Source organism: Microlunatus sp. YIM B11417 (assembly GCF_059617205.1).
The window spans coordinates 725,158-742,191 of the sequence record NZ_JCAMPJ010000003.1 but is presented as its reverse complement, the minus strand read 5'-3'; the positions used below and the strand labels follow the sequence as shown (position 1 = coordinate 742,191).

At 72.2% G+C, this 17,034-nt stretch carries 6 protein-coding genes; 3 read left to right on the top strand and 3 right to left on the bottom strand.

Annotated elements, in window-relative coordinates:
- Positions 1 to 58: 58 nt before the first annotated feature.
- Complete coding sequence (locus AC6CCG_RS18545) at positions 59 to 5,473, bottom strand: DUF6531 domain-containing protein (RefSeq protein ID WP_496656079.1); 5,415 nt, start codon at positions 5,471 to 5,473, stop codon at positions 59 to 61.
- A 148-nt stretch (positions 5,474 to 5,621) separates the two neighbouring features.
- Positions 5,622 to 5,903: a pyrophosphorylase gene (locus tag AC6CCG_RS18540; RefSeq protein ID WP_496656078.1), complete on the bottom strand. Its 282-nt coding sequence runs from the start codon at positions 5,901 to 5,903 to the stop codon at positions 5,622 to 5,624.
- Positions 5,904 to 6,392: 489 nt separating this feature from the next.
- On the opposite strand from AC6CCG_RS18540, the gene AC6CCG_RS18535 reads away from it, so the two are divergent.
- The 3 genes from AC6CCG_RS18535 (at position 6,393) to AC6CCG_RS18525 (ending at position 14,999) form a co-directional block, all read left to right on the top strand.
- Positions 6,393 to 9,188: an AAA family ATPase gene (locus AC6CCG_RS18535; protein ID WP_496656077.1), complete on the top strand. Its 2,796-nt coding sequence runs from the start codon at positions 6,393 to 6,395 to the stop codon at positions 9,186 to 9,188.
- Positions 9,185 to 10,468 carry an ABC transporter substrate-binding protein gene (locus AC6CCG_RS18530; protein WP_496656076.1) on the top strand — a complete coding sequence of 428 codons (1,284 nt, stop codon included), beginning with the start codon at positions 9,185 to 9,187 and terminating at the stop codon, positions 10,466 to 10,468. Before AC6CCG_RS18535 ends, AC6CCG_RS18530 begins: the two co-directional genes overlap by 4 nt.
- Positions 10,469 to 10,535: 67 nt before the next feature.
- The gene (locus AC6CCG_RS18525; protein ID WP_496656075.1) at positions 10,536 to 14,999 is read left to right on the top strand and encodes a type VII secretion EssC family protein; all 4,464 of its coding nucleotides are present in this window, start codon (positions 10,536 to 10,538) and stop codon (positions 14,997 to 14,999) included.
- Here AC6CCG_RS18525 and AC6CCG_RS18520 read toward each other — a convergent pair.
- The gene (locus AC6CCG_RS18520; protein ID WP_496656074.1) at positions 14,983 to 16,968 is read right to left on the bottom strand and encodes a serine/threonine-protein kinase; all 1,986 of its coding nucleotides are present in this window, start codon (positions 16,966 to 16,968) and stop codon (positions 14,983 to 14,985) included. The genes AC6CCG_RS18525 and AC6CCG_RS18520 overlap by 17 nt on opposite strands.
- Positions 16,969 to 17,034: the final 66 nt, after the last annotated feature.

Below are 17,034 nucleotides of genomic sequence, written 5' to 3'. Positions count from 1 at the left end.
GCAGCCGCCGATACCGCGCGGGGCGGCGGCGTCTGCGGGTCGGACCGGTGTTACGCACTCACTGACCGAAAAGGTGATAGGGGGTGCCTTCCAGGAACGGCCCCAGGGCGATGTTCGCACCATAGCTCTGGAGACCGCTCTGGACCGCGCCCGCGTAGAGCGCCACCGTGCCCCGGTCGCCGAAACTCGCCAGGTTGCTGAAGCGAGGGCCGAACTGGGACACCTGCGGCAGCGTACTCGAGGTCCCGCTGGGAGCGTTGACGACCTTCGGGATCTGCGAGGTGCCCGCGGAGAGGCCGCCGGAGACCAACGCCGCTCGCCAGTTGATCGGATTCCCGGCGACCACATTGTTGGTGATCGATCCGGTGGCTCCGCCGACGAAGCCGAGACCGGCGGTGAAGCCCCGGGCCGCGAGCGACTTCGCGTTCTGCCCGACGGCGGTGGCCAGGCTTCCGCCGCCCGGGCCGCGCCCGCCGGAGAACATGCCGGCGACGAAGCCACCCGCACCGGCACCGAGCGCGCCACGCCACGTCAGGTTGCCCCAGTTCTGCGAGAGGTAGACCCCTTCGCTGCTCATGGCGCCGACGGTGCCGTAGACCCCGAGCCGGGTCATCAGGGCGGTGGCGCCGCTCGTGCTGGCCTTGACGGCCAGGCTGCCGAGCCCGCCCGTGACGCCCCCGACGACGCCGGAGATCGCGACCTGGCCCCAGTTCACCGAGCCGGTGGTCGCCTTCTGGATGATCGTGTCCGCGCCCGCGCTGATCAGCGCTATACCGGCCGGCCCGCCGACGCCGGTCGCCATCAGCACACCGCCGGCGATCACCATCGCACCGCCGGCCAGGTACTCCCAGTTGTCGCCGACCCAGTCGGTGACCGCGTTCCAGGCGCCGTCGTTGGAGGCCGCGTACGCCTTCAGTTCCTCGTCCGTGACCGGGCTCAGACCGGCCGGGTCGAGGGCGTGCAGCGGGTCGTTCCCCGCGAACGCGTACGGATTCCCGGCCCAGCCCGCACCGGGCACCGGCTCCAGCTGGTCGACCGACAGGAAGGCCCGGGTGGCCGGGTCGTACGCCCGCGCGCCCATCCATTCCAGCCCGGCGACCAACAGCTCGCCGGCCGCGCCGACCGCCACTCCGCCGCTGAGATCGGCCACCGGATCGATCGCCCACGGATCCGGCGACCCGGCCCGGGCGGTACGCCAGCCCGTCGGGTGCCAGGCGCCGCCGACGCCGGTCAGCCCGGCGGCGGTGTGCACCACGGCGGTGTCGCCCACCTGGATCAGGCTCGGCGCGTAGTTCGTGGCGGTGTCCCACCAGGTCTCGGCGCCGTCGACCCGGCCGAGTTCGCCGAGCGCGTCGACCCAGAGCCGGGTGGTCCGGGTGCGGCCGGCCGCATCGCGGTCGGTGATCGAGGCCAGCCCGCCGACCTCGGACCACCCGAACTCCCGGGTCCGGCCGTCGGACCCCTCGGCCCGGACCCGGCGCCCGGCGTCGTCGTACACGTAGCGGACCTGCGTCTCCCCGGTGTCCGTCGAGGCCAGCTGACCGGCCGCGTCGTAGCCGTAGTCGCAGCGGCGGCCGGCCACCGCCTCGGCCGCCAACCGGCCGGCCGCGTCGAACTGCCAGCTCGACACGGTGCCGTCGTCGCGCCGTTCCTCGACCAGCTGTGCGGACTCGTCGTAGCCGAAGGTACGACGGCCCGCGTCGTCGGTGATCGAAGAGATCCGGCCCCACGCGTCCCGGTCCAGCCGGGTCCGGGCAGCGCCGTCGGGGCCGGTCAGGGTGTGCTCCACGACGAAGCCGTCGACCCGGCGCCAGGACTGGATCTCCTCGCCGGCGCCGGCCCGGACGAGGCGGCCCGCGTCGTCGTAGCCGAAGGTGGCCCGGCCCAGCAGCGGATGGTCCACCACCGTGAGCCGCCCGCCGCCGTCGTACCGGAAGTCGGTCCGCTGCCCGTCCGGGCCGGTCCGGGAGGCGCGCCGGCCGTCGCTGTCGTACGTCCACTCGACCCGGCGCTCGCCGCGACGGCGGGAGGTCAGCTGCCGGCGTCCGTTCCAGGTGAGCTCGTGCTCGACCGAACCGTCGGGGCCGGTGTGGTCGGCGATCCGGACGGAGCGGTTCCGCAGGTCGCGGATGATCTCGGCGACCAGCCGGCCGTCGATCCGCAGCGCCGACAGCCGGCCCGCCCGGAACGACCATTCCGTACGGCGTCCGTCCGGATCGGTCCGGGCCAGCAGCCGGCCGGCGGCGTCGTACTCGCCGCTGGTGGTGCGACCGATCGGGTCGGTCTCGGCGACCAGCCGGTCCATCGCGTCGTAGCTGCGCCGGGTCACCCCGCCCAGCGGATCGGTGATCATGATCAACCGGCCCAGGCCGTCGTAGTCGTAGCGGGTCACCCCGCCGGTCCCGTTCACCGCCTCGACCAGTTGCCCGGCCGCGTCGTAGCGGAACCGGCGCCGGCCGTGCCAGGAATCGGTCTGCCGGATCAGCCGGCCCAGCAGGTCGTAGCCGTACCGGGTCAGCCCCTCGCCGGGGACGAACCGGGCCACCACCCAGCCCATCGCGTCGTACTCGGACCAGGCGACCTCGCCGGTCGAGGAGACCTCACGGACCACCCGACCGTCGGCGTCGTACTCCAGCTCGACCCGGCCGCCGCCCGGCTCGGTCACCGCGGCCAGCCGGCCGCACGCGTCGTACTCGTGCCGGGTGATCGCGCCGGACGGGGCGATCCGCTCCACCAGCCGGCCGGCCGCGTCCCGCCGCAGCAGCGTCAGCTGGCCCTCGCCGTCGACCAGCTCCACCGGCCGGCCGCACCGGTCGTGGGTGATCAACGCGGTGGCGCCGTCCGACTCCTCGGTCGCGGTCGGGCGGCCCAGCGGGTCGAACCGGGCGATCGTCGTACCGTCGGCCTCGATCAGGGTCGAACTCAGACCGGTGCGGTCCGCCGGAACCTCGCGGACCAGGCCGGTCGGATCGCTGAACGAGCGCAGGACGCCGTTCGCGTCGTACTCCCGCCGCCAGCGGCCGCCGGCCGGGTCGACGGTCTCCCGCAGCCGGGACAGCGCGTCGTGGACGAACCGCCAGCTGCTGCCGTCCGGCAGTTCCACGGCGGCCACGTTGCCCAGGTCGTCGAAGGTCCGCGTCGCGGCCCGGCCGATGGCGTCGACGGCCTTCGTCACCTCGCCGTGCGGCCCGTACTCCAGTTCGGTTCGGCCGCCGAGCGGATCGATCATGGCGGTCAGCCGGCCGCCGGCGGAGTGTTCGTAGCGGTGGACGGCGCCGTTCGGATCCCGCCGGGAGGCCAGCAGTCCGGCCGCGTCGTAGTGGAAGGTGGTGCGGGCGCCGGACGGCGTGATCGCCGCGGTCACCCGGCCGGTCGCATCGCGTTCCAGCCGGGCCCGGTTGCCGGCGGCGTCGATCACCGCGACCAGTTCGCCCTGCTCGTCGTAGGCGAACCGGAGCCGGACCCCGACCGGGTCGGTCACCTGGAGCAGCAGCGTGCCGTCCCAGGTGAGTTCGGTGCGGCCGCCCTCGGGATCGATGATCACCGACGGGTTCCGGTCGGCGCCCGCGTAGCCGTACTCGGTCACCGCGCCGGCCTCGGTGACCACGGTGGTCACCCGGTCGGCGTCGTCGTAGCCGAAGGTCAGATCCGCACCGGAGGCAGTACGGGTCCGGACCCGCCGGCCGCGCTCGTCGTAGCCGTGCGTCGTGGTCGCGCCGTTCCGCTCGGTCACCGCCACCAGGTTGCCGAAACCGTCGTAGCTCATCGACTGCCGCCGGCCGTCCGCGTCCATCACACCGACCAGGCGGCCGCGCTGGTCCGCGATCCAGGTGTTCGACCGCTCTCCGTCCAGGTCGGACACGACCGTGAGCCGGCCGGACAGGTAGGCGTAGCGGGTCTGCCGGCCGAACGGCGACCGCTGGCCGGTGACCCGGCGCCGCTCGTCGTAGGTGTTCTCGACCTCGACGACGCCGTCCGCGCCGACGACCGCTTCGATCAGGCCGGCGTTGTTCCACCGGTAGGTCCGGGTGCCGAGCGGCCCGGCGGCCGCGACCAGCCGGCCCGCGTCGTCGTACTCATAGGAGACCCGGCGGCCGTCGGAGGCGCGGACCTCGGCGACCCGGGAGCCGGTCCAGCCCAACTCGATCCAGCGGCCGCGCGCGTGGGCCAGCCGGGTCAGCCGGCCGTCGCCGTCGCGCTCCGCCGCGATCGTCGTACCGGGGCCGCGGCTGTCGGACAGCCACTGGCCGCCCGGCGTGAAGCTGCGGCGCAGGCCGTCGTTGTCGGACACCACCAGCACCGTGCCGTCGGCGGTACGGGTCCGGTCCAGCCACAGCCTCTCCCCCGGCGCCCGGTCCCACCCGTCGCCCGACCGCGGGAAGAGGACGTTCCGGCCGTCCGGCAGCACCAGCGTCGCCCCGTCGTCGGCGAGGTCCAGCCGCAGCTCGATCGCCGACGACCAGCCGGGCCCGAAGGCGCCCGCCTGATCGGCGATCGCGTTGTACGTCCGGGAGAAGGCGAGGTTCGCCGCCGCGCCCGGGAAGCCGAGGTCCAGCTCGGTCTCGACGAAGTTGCCGGTGGCGGTGTTGACCGGGTCGTCGGCGTAGCCGGTGGTCGGCGGGTGCCCGTACGCCTGGGCGGCGACGATGGTCAGGTCCTGGCGCGTCTCGGCCACGCCGGCCGCCGCGAGGACCGCGGACAGGGTGCTGTTCAGCAGGTAGGTGATGTTGCCCTCGCCGCCGGCCGCCTGGAACGCGTTCGCGACCGTCGTCACCCAGCGCACGTCCTCGCCGTTCGCGGTCAGCCACTTCTCGAAGCCGCTCACCACACCCTCGGCCTCCAGCCGGCCCCACTGGCAGGAGCTGGCGAAGCTGGTCAGGTGGCCCCGCAGGGCGGCCGGCTTCCCGTTGAGCGCCTCGTTCAGCGGTTGGGACGCGGTGACGAACTTGCGCAGGTTGGAGGGTCGGGCCGACGTGGTCGTGGAGCTGCCGCCGCTGGGGCCGGTGCCCGGCGCCGGCGTCTGCCTGGTCCCGTTCTGCGGCGCTGACGCCGTGATCGACACCGGATCGGCCGGCGGGCCGACCGGCGGGTCCTCGCCGCCGCTGACCCAGTCGCCGAACTCCTCGAACACGTTCCGGTCGTCCTGCTCCTGCTTCCACTGCCGCGCCTTGTCCCGGCGCTGCTGCTCCTTCTCGGCCTCGGTCTTGAGCGTGCGCGCGCCGGTCGCGACCTCGCGCAGCCGGGCGACCAGTTCGGTGGCGTCGGCGGCCGCCACCGAGGCGTTGCCGGAGAACAGCTCGGAGAAGTGGCCCCTGAAGTCGTCCTTGGCGTCCGTCACGCCCTGCGAGCGCGTACCCGCCTGATCCTCGATCGTCGACGCCGCGCCGTCGAACGCGGCGATGAGCGCGTCGGCCACGTCGTTGTTGAAGGGCACGTTCTCATCGATCGCGCCCAGATCCGAGATGTCTACCACTTCCGCAACCTTCCAGAGACGCAGCTGAGAAGGGCCAGGGCACCGAGCCCCGCTCCCCGTACCGAAGACTGATGACTGGCGTCAGGCAGCGAGTCGCCGCGACCGACCGCCGCGGCGACTCGTCCGTGCCCGACTCACGACAAGGGACTCAGCTGCCGCCGCCGGCCGAGAAGATGTTGGCGGAGATCTTCTCCAGCTGGCCCCGCAAGTCGTCCAGCTCCTGCTTGGCCTTGTCCAGCGCGGCCTTGGTCTCCGGCCAGGTCGAGCTCCGGAACGTCGCGGCCAGGGGCCCGTCCCAGACATCCGGCTGGGACAGCTTCTGGCCCTGCGTGTCCAGCTGCGAGATCTGGTCCGTCAGTCCACCGGTCACGATCGCCTGAATCTGACGGATCGCGGACTTCGCTTCCTCCGTGGACAGAACGCGGCTCATTCGCCCCTCCTCCTTTGACACCGGCCCGATCACCGGTTACCTGTTGGGTGATGGCTCCTGACCGACCCGGACACGGACGCGCGGGCACACCGCCCGCCCGGTACGGCCCGACTGGAACCAAGATCAACTTAAGGGCGCCGAGGTCGGCCCGAGCTTCTCGCCACCGACTGTTCTTCTGGCGTTCATGAAGGAAAGAACGGGCGTGGCGTGGCCGCCGACGTGACGCGCGACTGCGGTACGCTGCCGCAGCATGACGACGCCCGGGGCGTTCGAGATCGCATCATCCAGCCGCCTGAACACCGACTGACGAAGGAACTGATGACGTTCACCAGGCCCGGCCGGACCCGTCTCGGCAGGTCCGACACCCGCCTCCCCTTCGCTTCTGCGCGAGGACCCGTAGCCGCCGGAGTGGCGCTGCTCCTGCTCCTTGCCGGCTGTACCAATCCGAATCAGGGGCCCGACCTGCCGCCGCAGCGGATCCTGCAGTCCGTGGCCGTGAAGATGGCGCCGGACAGCACGATGACCGACATCGAATCCACCACGGTTTCGGTACGGGAGAACGCCGGCGACGCCACCACCGAGACCGTGAAGTACTCGCCGAAGGAGGTCGCCGACAAGCTCCCGGTCCGGGTCACGACGGCGTACCGGACGGCGGATCGGACCGGCACCGACCTGAACGACCTGGCCGGCCACAACGGCCGGATCGAGATCGACATCACGGTGCAGAACCTGACCATGCAGCCGGAGAACCTCACCTATGACGTCGCCGGTACGTCGCGGACCCAGCCCGCCCTGGTCGGGGCGCCGCTGACCGTGGTCGCCTCCACGGCGCTGGCCGGGGTCGCCCCGACCGACGTGATCACGGCCACCGGCTCGTCGACCGCGGCCGCCACCAACGGTGTGCTCAGCCGGTCCGAGAACGGTGACGCCGTGGTCCAGTGGGCCGCGCTGCTCGCCTCCCCGCAGATGGGGGCGAACGCGACGCTGACCCTGGTCGCCGACGCCAAGGACTTCAAGGTGCCGACCTTCGACATGTCGGTCCAGGCCGGCCTGGTCACCGACCCGTCGGTGAGCCGGGTGCTGGAGTCGGCGTTCAACACCAGCCCGACCTCCCAGCTGGCGCTGGAGCAGCGGACGATCCAGGTGATCACCGACGTGAACCAGGTGCTCACCCGGGCCAGCACCGACATCTCCAAGGTGCGCAAGAACCTCGACTCGACCTCCAAGACCCTCGGCACCCGTTCGGTCAAGGAGTTGCAGGAGAGTACGAAGGGCGTCGCCACCTCGATGAAGGCGCTGGACGGCCAGCTGACCCAGCTGAACTCCGACATCAAGGGCACCGTCGCCGGCGCCCAGTCGGCCGTGCTGCAGGAACTGGGCCAGACCGTCGACGCGATGGACAAGCTGCTCGGCGACACCTCGGGCGACCCGCCGGCGCCGCGGGTCAGCGGCAAGGGCTGCTCGACCGTGGTCGGCGCCCCGCAGGCCGTCGGCAGCGTGTACGGGAACCTGGTCCAGGTGTCCGCCCAGCTGGAGGGCTACGCGACCGCGAGCAAGAACTGCAAGGCCGAGGCCCAGCAGGTGCTGCTCCGCTCGGTCGGCCCAGCCGAGCCGAACGCCGAACTCTGCAAGGACGACAAGTCCACGACCTGTTCCATTTGGGCCGCTGAGCAGACCTTCGCGGCGATCATGAAGCAGCTGGTCGACGACGGTGAGCGGTTGATCGGCAAGCTGCAGCCGGAGATCGTCGCTACCGCGCGCAAGGAGTACGAAGACCTCGCGAAAGAGGTGGCCTCGGTCGACCAGACCGCGGAGGACCTTGAGACGTCGGCGCGAGAGCTTAAAGCCGCGTCCGACGCACGGTTCAGGGAGGTCAAGGATCAGATCGAAGCTCAACTCGCCGGCTACATCAAACGACTCGACGAGATGGACGCACAGCTGCTCGAACAGAAAGGCCAGTTGGAGCGTGCCGAGGATCAACTGGAACAACTCGCCGAAAGACTGGCGGGCGTACACACTGATGCCGAGAAGGCCGTCGCCGAGTTGAAGAGCCCGCCCGAGGGCACTCCGGGAGTAGATCGCTCCATGCAGGCGCAGATTGAAGCTGCGGCCGAATTCGCCTGCGAGATGGGTGATGGCGGCGGCATCTTCGACCCGGGCAAGGGCGCCAGCGAGCGGGACATCCGGGAAATGCGGCGCTACCTCGTCCCATTAGGCTGCACCCCAGAAGACGACGGTGACCCGGAGACTCCACCCGAGGAGCCCGAAGAACTCACCCCGCCACCACCATTCAGCCGCGAAGGTTCACTGCTGGAACGGACTCTGGAACAGGCCGCCGGCTGGCAAAAGGTCGCGGATCTGACCGATGAGGAGCGCGACGACAGCCTCTACGCCCCGCTCAAGGCAGCCAGAGGGGAGTTGACGGCGGCGTTGGGTCAGATCGAGAAGGTCCAGGAAGTCATTCAGAAGCTTCGGGACCAGACGCCAGAAGAGGTCGAGATCGACTCCGAACTTCCCGAAGTGGAGGAACTGGCGGAGCAGGTCAAAGCTCTGAAGGGGGCTGTTACCGAGTTCAACGCGTCGTACACCGCGATGGAGAAGCCGATGAAGGCTCTCTGGAATTACGAGGAGAACCTGCCGAAGCAGATTCGCGCCGGATTCAAGAACGCATCCGAGACGGCCAAGAAGGAACTCGCCAAGGCCCTCGAGCCGGCGATCCGCAAGATCGCCGCCCAGGCCGAGATCGACAGCGAGGCCGTGGGCAAGATGTTCGAGGAATCCGCGGCCGGCCTGTCCAACGCCTCCGAGGCGCTGAACCGGAACGGCGCCCGGATCATCGAGGGCCAGCGGCGCGAGCTGCGGGAGTCGGAGAAGCGGACCGCCGCGGCTGCGGCCGAGCAGGTGGACCGTTCGCTCAACGACCTGGCCCGCGGCGTCTCCGCCTCGACCCGGGACATGGACGCCTCCTTCGTCCTGCTCCAGGCCAGCCTGAAGAAGGTGCTGCTCGACCTCGGCGACCGCAAGGTCAACGGCTCCGGCCTGCTCGGGTCGATGACCACCAGCGCGGCGCGGGTCGGCACGGCCGACTACCAACTGGCGTTGGCGTCCGGCCAGACCGAGGCGTACGCCAACGTCCGGGGCCAGGACATCAACGGGATCCTGCTCCAGCAGGCCCAGCTGCAGGCCGCCCTGCGCGCCGGCGCCGAACTGCCCGCCTTCCAGCTCGAGGTGCCGGAGGGCGCGGAGAGCCAGACCGTGTACACCTTCCGAATCGGGGCTCAGTGAGCAAGAAGCGCTGGATCATCCTCGGGGCCGTCGTCCTCCTGGTCCTGGGCGGCGGCACCGGCGGGTTCGTCTGGTGGCGGACCCAGGCGGACGCCCCGAAGACCGAGCCGGCGGTCGCGCAGCCGGTGGCCGTCGCGGTCCCCGGCGCCCCGCCGGAGCTGAAGCTCGGCGTGATCGTCACGCTGTCGTCGAAGCCCGGCGAGGGCTCCGAGCAGAAGTACGCGGCCGAGGGCGCCCAGGTCGCGGCGCAGCGGCTGTCGATGGGCGGCGTCAACGTCAAGCTGGTCACGGTCGACGACAAGGGCTCGACCGAGGGCGCCCAGCGTGCCGTCGAGCAGCTCGCCGACGAAGGGGTCAGCGGCATCGTCGGGGCCACCCAGGGCACCCACCTGCGCGGCGCGGTCAAGGCCGCCCAGCAGGCCAAGCTGCCGCTGCTGCTGCCGTACGAGACGGACCCGGAGCTGCTCGGCAAGCTGGTCTGGAGCACCGGCCCGATGGACGCGGCGATCGGCGAGGCGCTGCAGCAGACGCTCACGGCGAACAAGCTCAAGCAGACCCTGCTGATCGACGTCGGCGGCGGTACGCCGGAGTCGGTCCAGGTGTCGGGCAAGGTCCACTTCAAGCCCGGGGACGACGTCAAGAACCTGCTCAGCGAGGTGGTCGAGCGGACCGAGGGCAAGGACAAGATCGACTCCGTACTGATCTCCGGCCCGGCCGCCCAGCAGGCCGTCGTGGTCCAGGCCCTGCAGGGCGCCGACGTCACGCTGCCGATCTTCCTGTCCCCCGACGCGACCAGCCCGGCCTTCACCGCGGCACTCGTTAAGGCCGGCGGCAGTCTCTCCACCAGCCTCGGCACCGTCGGTACGGACTCGGACGACCCGGCCGCGCTGGCCTCCGACGAGACCGGCAAGGCCATGTCGGCGTTCCTCGCCGCGATCCGGCTCCGGGCGGCGGATCCGGAGCAGAAGACGCTGCTCGGCGACCAGCCGTTCGTCAAGGTGGCCGACGCGGCGGACGCCCGCAGCCACGACGCGGTCATCGCACTGACCTACGCGGCGGCGGCGACCGCGGCCCGCGAGGACGGCAACCCGATGGGCGCCATCCCCTCGCTCCGGCTCGACCACAGCAACGGGCTGGCCGGCCCGGCCCTGGACTTCTCGCACAGCGACGCGCTGGCCGAGGACGCCGTGGTCGCGCTGCGTTCCTCGGGCCAGGACCTCGGGCTGCGCCCGGCCGCGGACGGTGCGGCGCCTCGGCTGATCTGGTTCTTCGCCCCCTGACCGGTGGAACGCGCGGCACTAGAGTGAAACGGGGGTTGTTGCCCACAGCTTCGGGAAGGGAACGGCGTTGCGTCTGTTGATCGACCTCGACGGCTCTCCGCACGAGATCGAGGTGAGCCGCAGTACCCACACGGCGACGCTGGCCGACCTGGTGGCGGAGACCTGCGGGCAGCGGATCAGCGACGACACGACGCTCTGCGTCGACGAGACCGCCTACCCGGCCGACACCCTGCTGTCCGACCTGATGCTGCTCGAGGGCAGTACGGTCTCGCGGTCGCCGTTGCAGCGGCCGGAGCCGATCTCGGGCTGGACCGCCACTCTGTCCGGCGGCCTGGACGCCGGCCGCGTGGTCCCCGTACCGGCGAATCGGCCGCTGATCATCGGCCGGTCGCCGCAGGCGGACCTGTCGGTCGACTCGGCGAGCACGTCCTGGGAGCACGCCACGGTCACCCTCGAGGAGGACGGGGTACGGATCCGCGACGCCGGCTCCACCAACGGCACCCTGGTCGACGGCCGGCGGATCGGCGGCGCCCAGGAGGAGGCCGACGAGGACGACCCCGACGGGGCCGAGGACGAGGACGAGGCGGACAAGCCGAACCGGCGACAGCGCGCGGCCGACCTGATCCGGCGCCGGACCGGGCGCGAGCAGCCGGCCGAGCCGAAGCCCGACGGGGTGCTGGCCACCGAGCAGGCCGTGATCACCGCCGGCGGCGTGACGATCCTGGTCCGCAAGGAACTCGTCGAGACGCCGGCGCCGAAGCCGGGCTCCCTGCACAACCTGACTCCGGCCGGCACCGCCCCGTTCAACCGGCCGCCGCGGCCCGGCCGGCTCGGCGAACCGGAGCCGGTCCAGCCGCCGGCCCGCAAGGACGTACCGGACGCCAGCCGGTTCAGCATCGCGATGATCCTGGCGCCGCTGGTGCTGGCCGGCGCGATGGTGCTGGTGATCGGTGACCCCAGGTTCGCGCTGCTGTCGGCGCTCAGCCCGGTGCTCGGCATCGGCACCTGGATCGAGGGCAAGCACCGCCGGTCGAAGAACCTCAAGGCCGAGGAGAAGCGGTTCGACGAGGCGATCGAGACGTTCCGCGGCGAGCTGCGGGAGGCCGCGGCCGAGGGCGGCCGGCGGTCGTACCTGGACACGCCGGACCCGGCGACGGTCATCCGGCGGGCCGCGATCCCGACCATGACTCTGTGGGAACGACGGCCGGCGGCCGAGGACTTCCTGCACCTGCACGCCGGCGTCGGCGACGTCCCGTGGACGCCGCCGGTGGAGAACCGGTCCGGCGGCCGGCTCGACGAGAAGATCCGCGCCGCCATGAAGGAGAGCCGGTTGCCGGCCGGTGCGGTCGAGGTCGACCTGTCCGACGCCGGCGTGGTCGGCATCGTCGGCGAACGGGCCGGCGCGCTGGCCGTCGCCCGCAGCCTGGTCGCGCAGGCCTCGACCCAGAGCGGGCCGGCCGACGTCACGGTCGGCGTGTTCTGCGACCAGGGCCGGGACGAGGACTGGGCCTGGACCTCCTGGCTCCCCCACCTGCGCCGGCACGGCGGCGGCGCCGGCGAACGCTGGCTCTCCGACAACCGGTCCCGCAGCGACGAACTGCTCCGGGCGCTGCGCGACGGCATCCAGGACCACCCGACCCGGGCCGTGCTGCTGGTGCTCGACTCCGACGTGCTGACCGAGGGCCGCAACGCGCCGGCGCGGACCCTGCTCGGCCACGGCCGCGGCGTCCAGCCGACCGCCAACAAGCGGCCCGAGACGCAGGTGTCCGGCATCGTCGTCGCCTCCTCCGAAGATCAACTTCCGGCCTCCTGCACGGTGGTGATCCGGGTCGGCGCCGACGCCGCCGGCACGGTCACCCGGCCGGGCGACCTGAAGCAGGTCGACGACGTCGTGCTGGCCGGGATCAGTCTGGACACCGCGCGCCGGACCGCGATGGACCTGGCCCGGTTCGACGACCCGGACCTGGTCGTCCCCGGCGCCGCGCTGCCGTCGCTGGTCCGGCTGCCGCCGCTGCTGGACTTCGAGGAGATCTCGGCCGAGGCGATCCGGCAGAGTTGGTCCGCCCCGACCGGCGTGTCCACCCCGGTCGGCATCGGCGAGGGCGGCGCCTTCTCGCTGGACCTGGTCCGGGACGGCCCGCACGGTCTGGTCGGCGGCACCACCGGCTCAGGCAAGAGCGAGTTCCTGCGCTCGCTGGTGGCCGGTCTGGCGGCCCGCAACGACCCGACGAAGCTGACCTTCATCCTGATCGACTTCAAGGGCGGCGCGGCGTTCAAGACCTGTGAACGGCTGCCGCACACGATCGGCACGATCAGCAACCTGGACGAGCAGCTGGCCAACCGGGCGCTGCGCGCGCTCGAGGCCGAGATGCAGTACCGGCAGCGCAAGTTCGCCGCGGCCGGCGAGGGCGTCGACAACCTGGACACCTACCTCGCCACCAACCCGAGCGAGCCGATGCCAAGGTTGCTGCTCGTGGTGGACGAGTTCGCGATGCTGGCCAAGGAGTTCCCGGACGTGCTGTCGTCGCTGGTCAGCGTCGGCGCCGTCGGCCGTACCCTCGGCGTGCACATGATCCTGGCCACCCAGCGCCCGGCCGGCGTCGTCAACGACGACATCCTGGCCAACACCAACCTCCGGGTGGCGCTGCGGGTGCAGAGCCGGGAGGACTCCTCCAACGTGATCGGGGTCGCCGACGCTGCCGCGATCAGCCGGCGCCAACAGGGCCGCGCGTACGTGAAGCTCGGCCAGGACGACATCACCCCGGTCCAGACGGCCCTGGTGACCGGCCAGTCCGAGCAGCAGTCGACGACCAAGATCGACGCCCACCCGGTCCACTTCGGCCGGGTCGAGGTGGCGCCCCGGCCGCAGACCGCGGACGACGCCCCGGCCGACCTGGACCTGATGATCGACGCGATCGTCGAGGCCGCCGCCGCAGCCGGTATCGCGCCGCCCCGGCCGGTCTGGCCGGAGCCGCTCGGCGAGCGGGTCGAGCTGGCCGGGTTCCAGGCCGAGGCCGGCGCCGAGGACCGGGACCCGGATGCGCCGCCGCTGCCGGTGGTCGGCGGCGTCGACGAGCATCTGCGCGCCTCCTTCGCCATCTCCGACGACCCGGACCGGCAGCGCCAGATCCCGGCCGGCTGGGACATCGCCCGCGGCAATCTGCTGCTGATGGGCATCCCGGGCAGCGGCACCAGCACCACGCTGTCCACCCTCGCGCTGACCCTGGCCGACTCGGTCGCCCCCGAGGAGCTCGACCTGCTGATCCTCGACATGGGCTCGGGCGACCTGCGGCCGCTGATCGACCTGCCGCACACGGTCGGCTACGTCGGCTCCGGCAGCGGCGCCCGCGAGCAGCAGGTCCGGTTCCTGCGTTACCTGCGGACCGAGCTGGACCGCCGGAAGGCGGACGGTGCCGACGGTCGCCGTACCGTCGTGCTGATCGACGGCCTGGCCGCACTGCGCGAGGAGTTCCAGGACTTCGAGGGCATCGCGCTGCTGGACAGCCTCTACCGCGCGTACGCCGACGGGCCGGACCTCGGCCTCTTCTTCGCCGCATCCACCACCCGGGCCAAGTCGGTCCCCCCGGCCATCGACGAGGTGACCACCCAGAAGTGGCTGTTCCGCCTCGCCGACCAGTACGACTACTCGGCCGCCGGCGTCAAGCCGCACGAGGCTCCGGCCGCGGTCGCCGGCCGCTGCGTGCTCGGTGAGACCCGGCTGCAGACCCATGTCGCGACCCCCGGCTGCGGCCTCCGCGACGCGGTCGCCCGGATCGCCGGCAAGTGGAGCGGCAGCCGCCGCAAGCAGGACGTGGTCGGCCAGCTGCCGGACCACGTGTCGGTCGCCGAGCTCGGCGCCAAGGCCACGATCGCGGCCGAGCCGTGGCTGATCCCGGTCGGGATCCGCGAGGTCGACCTGGAGCCCCAGCAGCTCGAGCTGTACGAGGGCGAGCACCTGATGGTCACCGGCCCGGCCCGCTCCGGCAAGTCGACGCTGCTGCTGTCGATCGCCGAGGTGCTGCGGACCGCCGACCACCCGGGCCCGCCGATCCAGGTCTGGGGCGTCGGCGACCGCCGCTCGCCGCTGGTCGGGTCCCCGCTGTTGGACCGGTCCGCCTCCGGCGACGAACTCGCCCCGCTGCTGGCCGCGGCCCGGATGCACGACGGCCCGCTGGCCGTCCTGATCGACGATGCGGAACGCTTCGACGACTCCGACCAGGCGATCAGCGGGCTGCTGGACTCGGCGTCGCCGGACCTGCGGATCTTCGCCGCCGGCCGCTCCGACGACCTGCGCAGCCTGTACAGCCACTGGACCAAGACGGTCCGGAAGTCCCGCTGCGGGGTGCTGCTGCAGCCGAACGTCGACTACGACGGCGAACTGCTCGGGGTCACGCTGCCCCGCCGGGCGCCGGTGGCGATGACCGCGGGCCGCGGCTACGCCTGCGTGGCGGGCGGGATGGCGCTGATCCAGGCGGCCAGCCCGTCGCCGGCCGAGCCGGCCGAAGCGGAGCGGCTCAGCCGCCTCGGGTGACGATCGCGAACGGCGGGCTCTGCAGGTCCGAGAAGTTGCCGACCTTGGCGTTGATGGTGCACTCGGGCGTCTGCGACAGGGCGGTCACGGTGAGGCCGTCGGACGACACCGAGACGGCGCCGGAGCAGCCGTCGCTGAACCGGATCCCCTTCTCGCCGCCGGCGATCGCGACCAGCATCTCGGAAGGCGCACCGACCGACGGGCTCTTGTAGAGCGGGTTCACCTTGTCGGTGCCGCTGGGCCAGACCGGCACCAGGGTGACCGGCAGGATCTGCTGGCTGACCGTACTGGACGGCGTGCTCAGCTGGATGTCGCGGAGCCGCTGCACCGGATAGGCGGTGCCGGTCACCTCGTCGTCCTCGACCGCGGCCGCGGTGGTCTCGGCCGCCGTCTGCAGCCAGGTCTGCAGTTGCGAGGAGTCCGCGATCGGCTGCCGTACCGCGACCGACACCTCCTTGCTGCCCTGCGCCGGTACGGTCACGCCGTCGACGCTCCAGCCGCAGCGCTGGCTGATCCCGGTCACGCTGGGCAGGTTCTGCTCCTGCTTCGCCCCGGTCCAGCTCACGGTCGGGCAGGCGGCCTTCGGGTCCAGCCCGGGCAGCACCTCGAGGAACGGCCCGCGCAGCGCCGCGTTCTGGGCGCTGTACGTGATCGTCAGCCGGATCGTCGCGGTGCCGGGGTCGTACTCGGCGCGGCGGCTGATCCCGAGCCCGGTCGGGGTCGGCTGATCCTGCTGGCTGGCCTGCATCGCCGGCGGTGCCGGAGCCGTCGAGGCCGGTGGCGGCGCCGCGACCTGGGGCCGGGTGAGCAGGATCGCCGCGACGCCGGCGCCGATCAGGATCACCAGGGCGCCGGCGGCCATGATGATCACCCGCGGCGTCTTCCACCAGGGCCGCGGCGGCCCGTCCTCGGGCTGGCGCTCCGGCTCGGCCGGGGTCACCGGACGCTGCGGCAGCGGGCGGTGCATGGTGGCCTGGCCGGGCGTGCCGAGGTCCGGCGCCGGGCCGGAGGTGTGCCGGGCGGCCCGGTCCGGGATCACCTCGTCGGGCGTCGGCTCGGCGACGCCGCGGACCGCGGTGGCCGGCCGGTCGGCCCGCTCGAACGTCTGGGGCAGCGGCACCAGGGCCAGCGGGGGCACCACGTACACCGAACCGCTGAGCCGGCGCAGTTCCGCGGCGGCCTCGGCGGCGGTGGGCCGCGACCGCGGGTTCTTGTCCAGCAGATTGCGGACCAGCCGCCACAGTTCGGCCGGCAGTTTCAGCGCCGGGACCCGGGCCGTCACGTGCCGCTGCGCGATGGTGAAGTCGGTGCCCGGACCGGCGAACGGCGTCCGTCCGGCGAGCAGCTCGTAGAAGAGGATGCCGGCGCCGTAGACGTCGGCCGGCGGTCCGGCCTCGCCGGTGCTGACCAGCTCGGGGGCCATGTATTCCGGGGTGCCGAGCAGGCCGCCGCTGTCGGTCCGCGGCTGCTCGGAGATCATCTCGGCGATGCCGAAGTCGGTGACCTTGACCCCGTCCTGGCGGCTGGTCCGCCAGTCCCCCTCCAGCAGCACGTTGTCCGGCTTCACGTCGCGGTGCAGGATCTGCCGTTGGTGCGCGGCCGCCAGCCCGTCCAGCACCGACGCCGCGAAGTGGACCGCGACGGTGGGAGCCAGGGTCCGCTGGTCGGCCAGCAGGTCGCGCAGCGAGCCGCCCTCGAGGTAGTCCATGACGATGGCGAGCCGGTCGCCCTCGACGACGAGGTCACGGACGGCGACGATGTTGGGGTGCCGCAGGCCGGTCAGCAGCGACCGCTCCCGGATGAACCGCTCGACGACCGCGAGGTCGGCCGCGTGTTCCGGCCGGAGCAGCTTGGCGGCCACCGTCTCGCCGGTACGGGTGTCGATCGCTCGCCAGACCTCGCCGGCCGCGCCGGTGCCGATGCGGTCACTGAGACGGTAGGAAGCCCCAAGCGCCTCGCTGAACTGCATCTCGGTCGATTCCCCGTCCTGGAAGGGTGGTCTCAAACGACTGCCATCATGCCATCGGACCGGGCA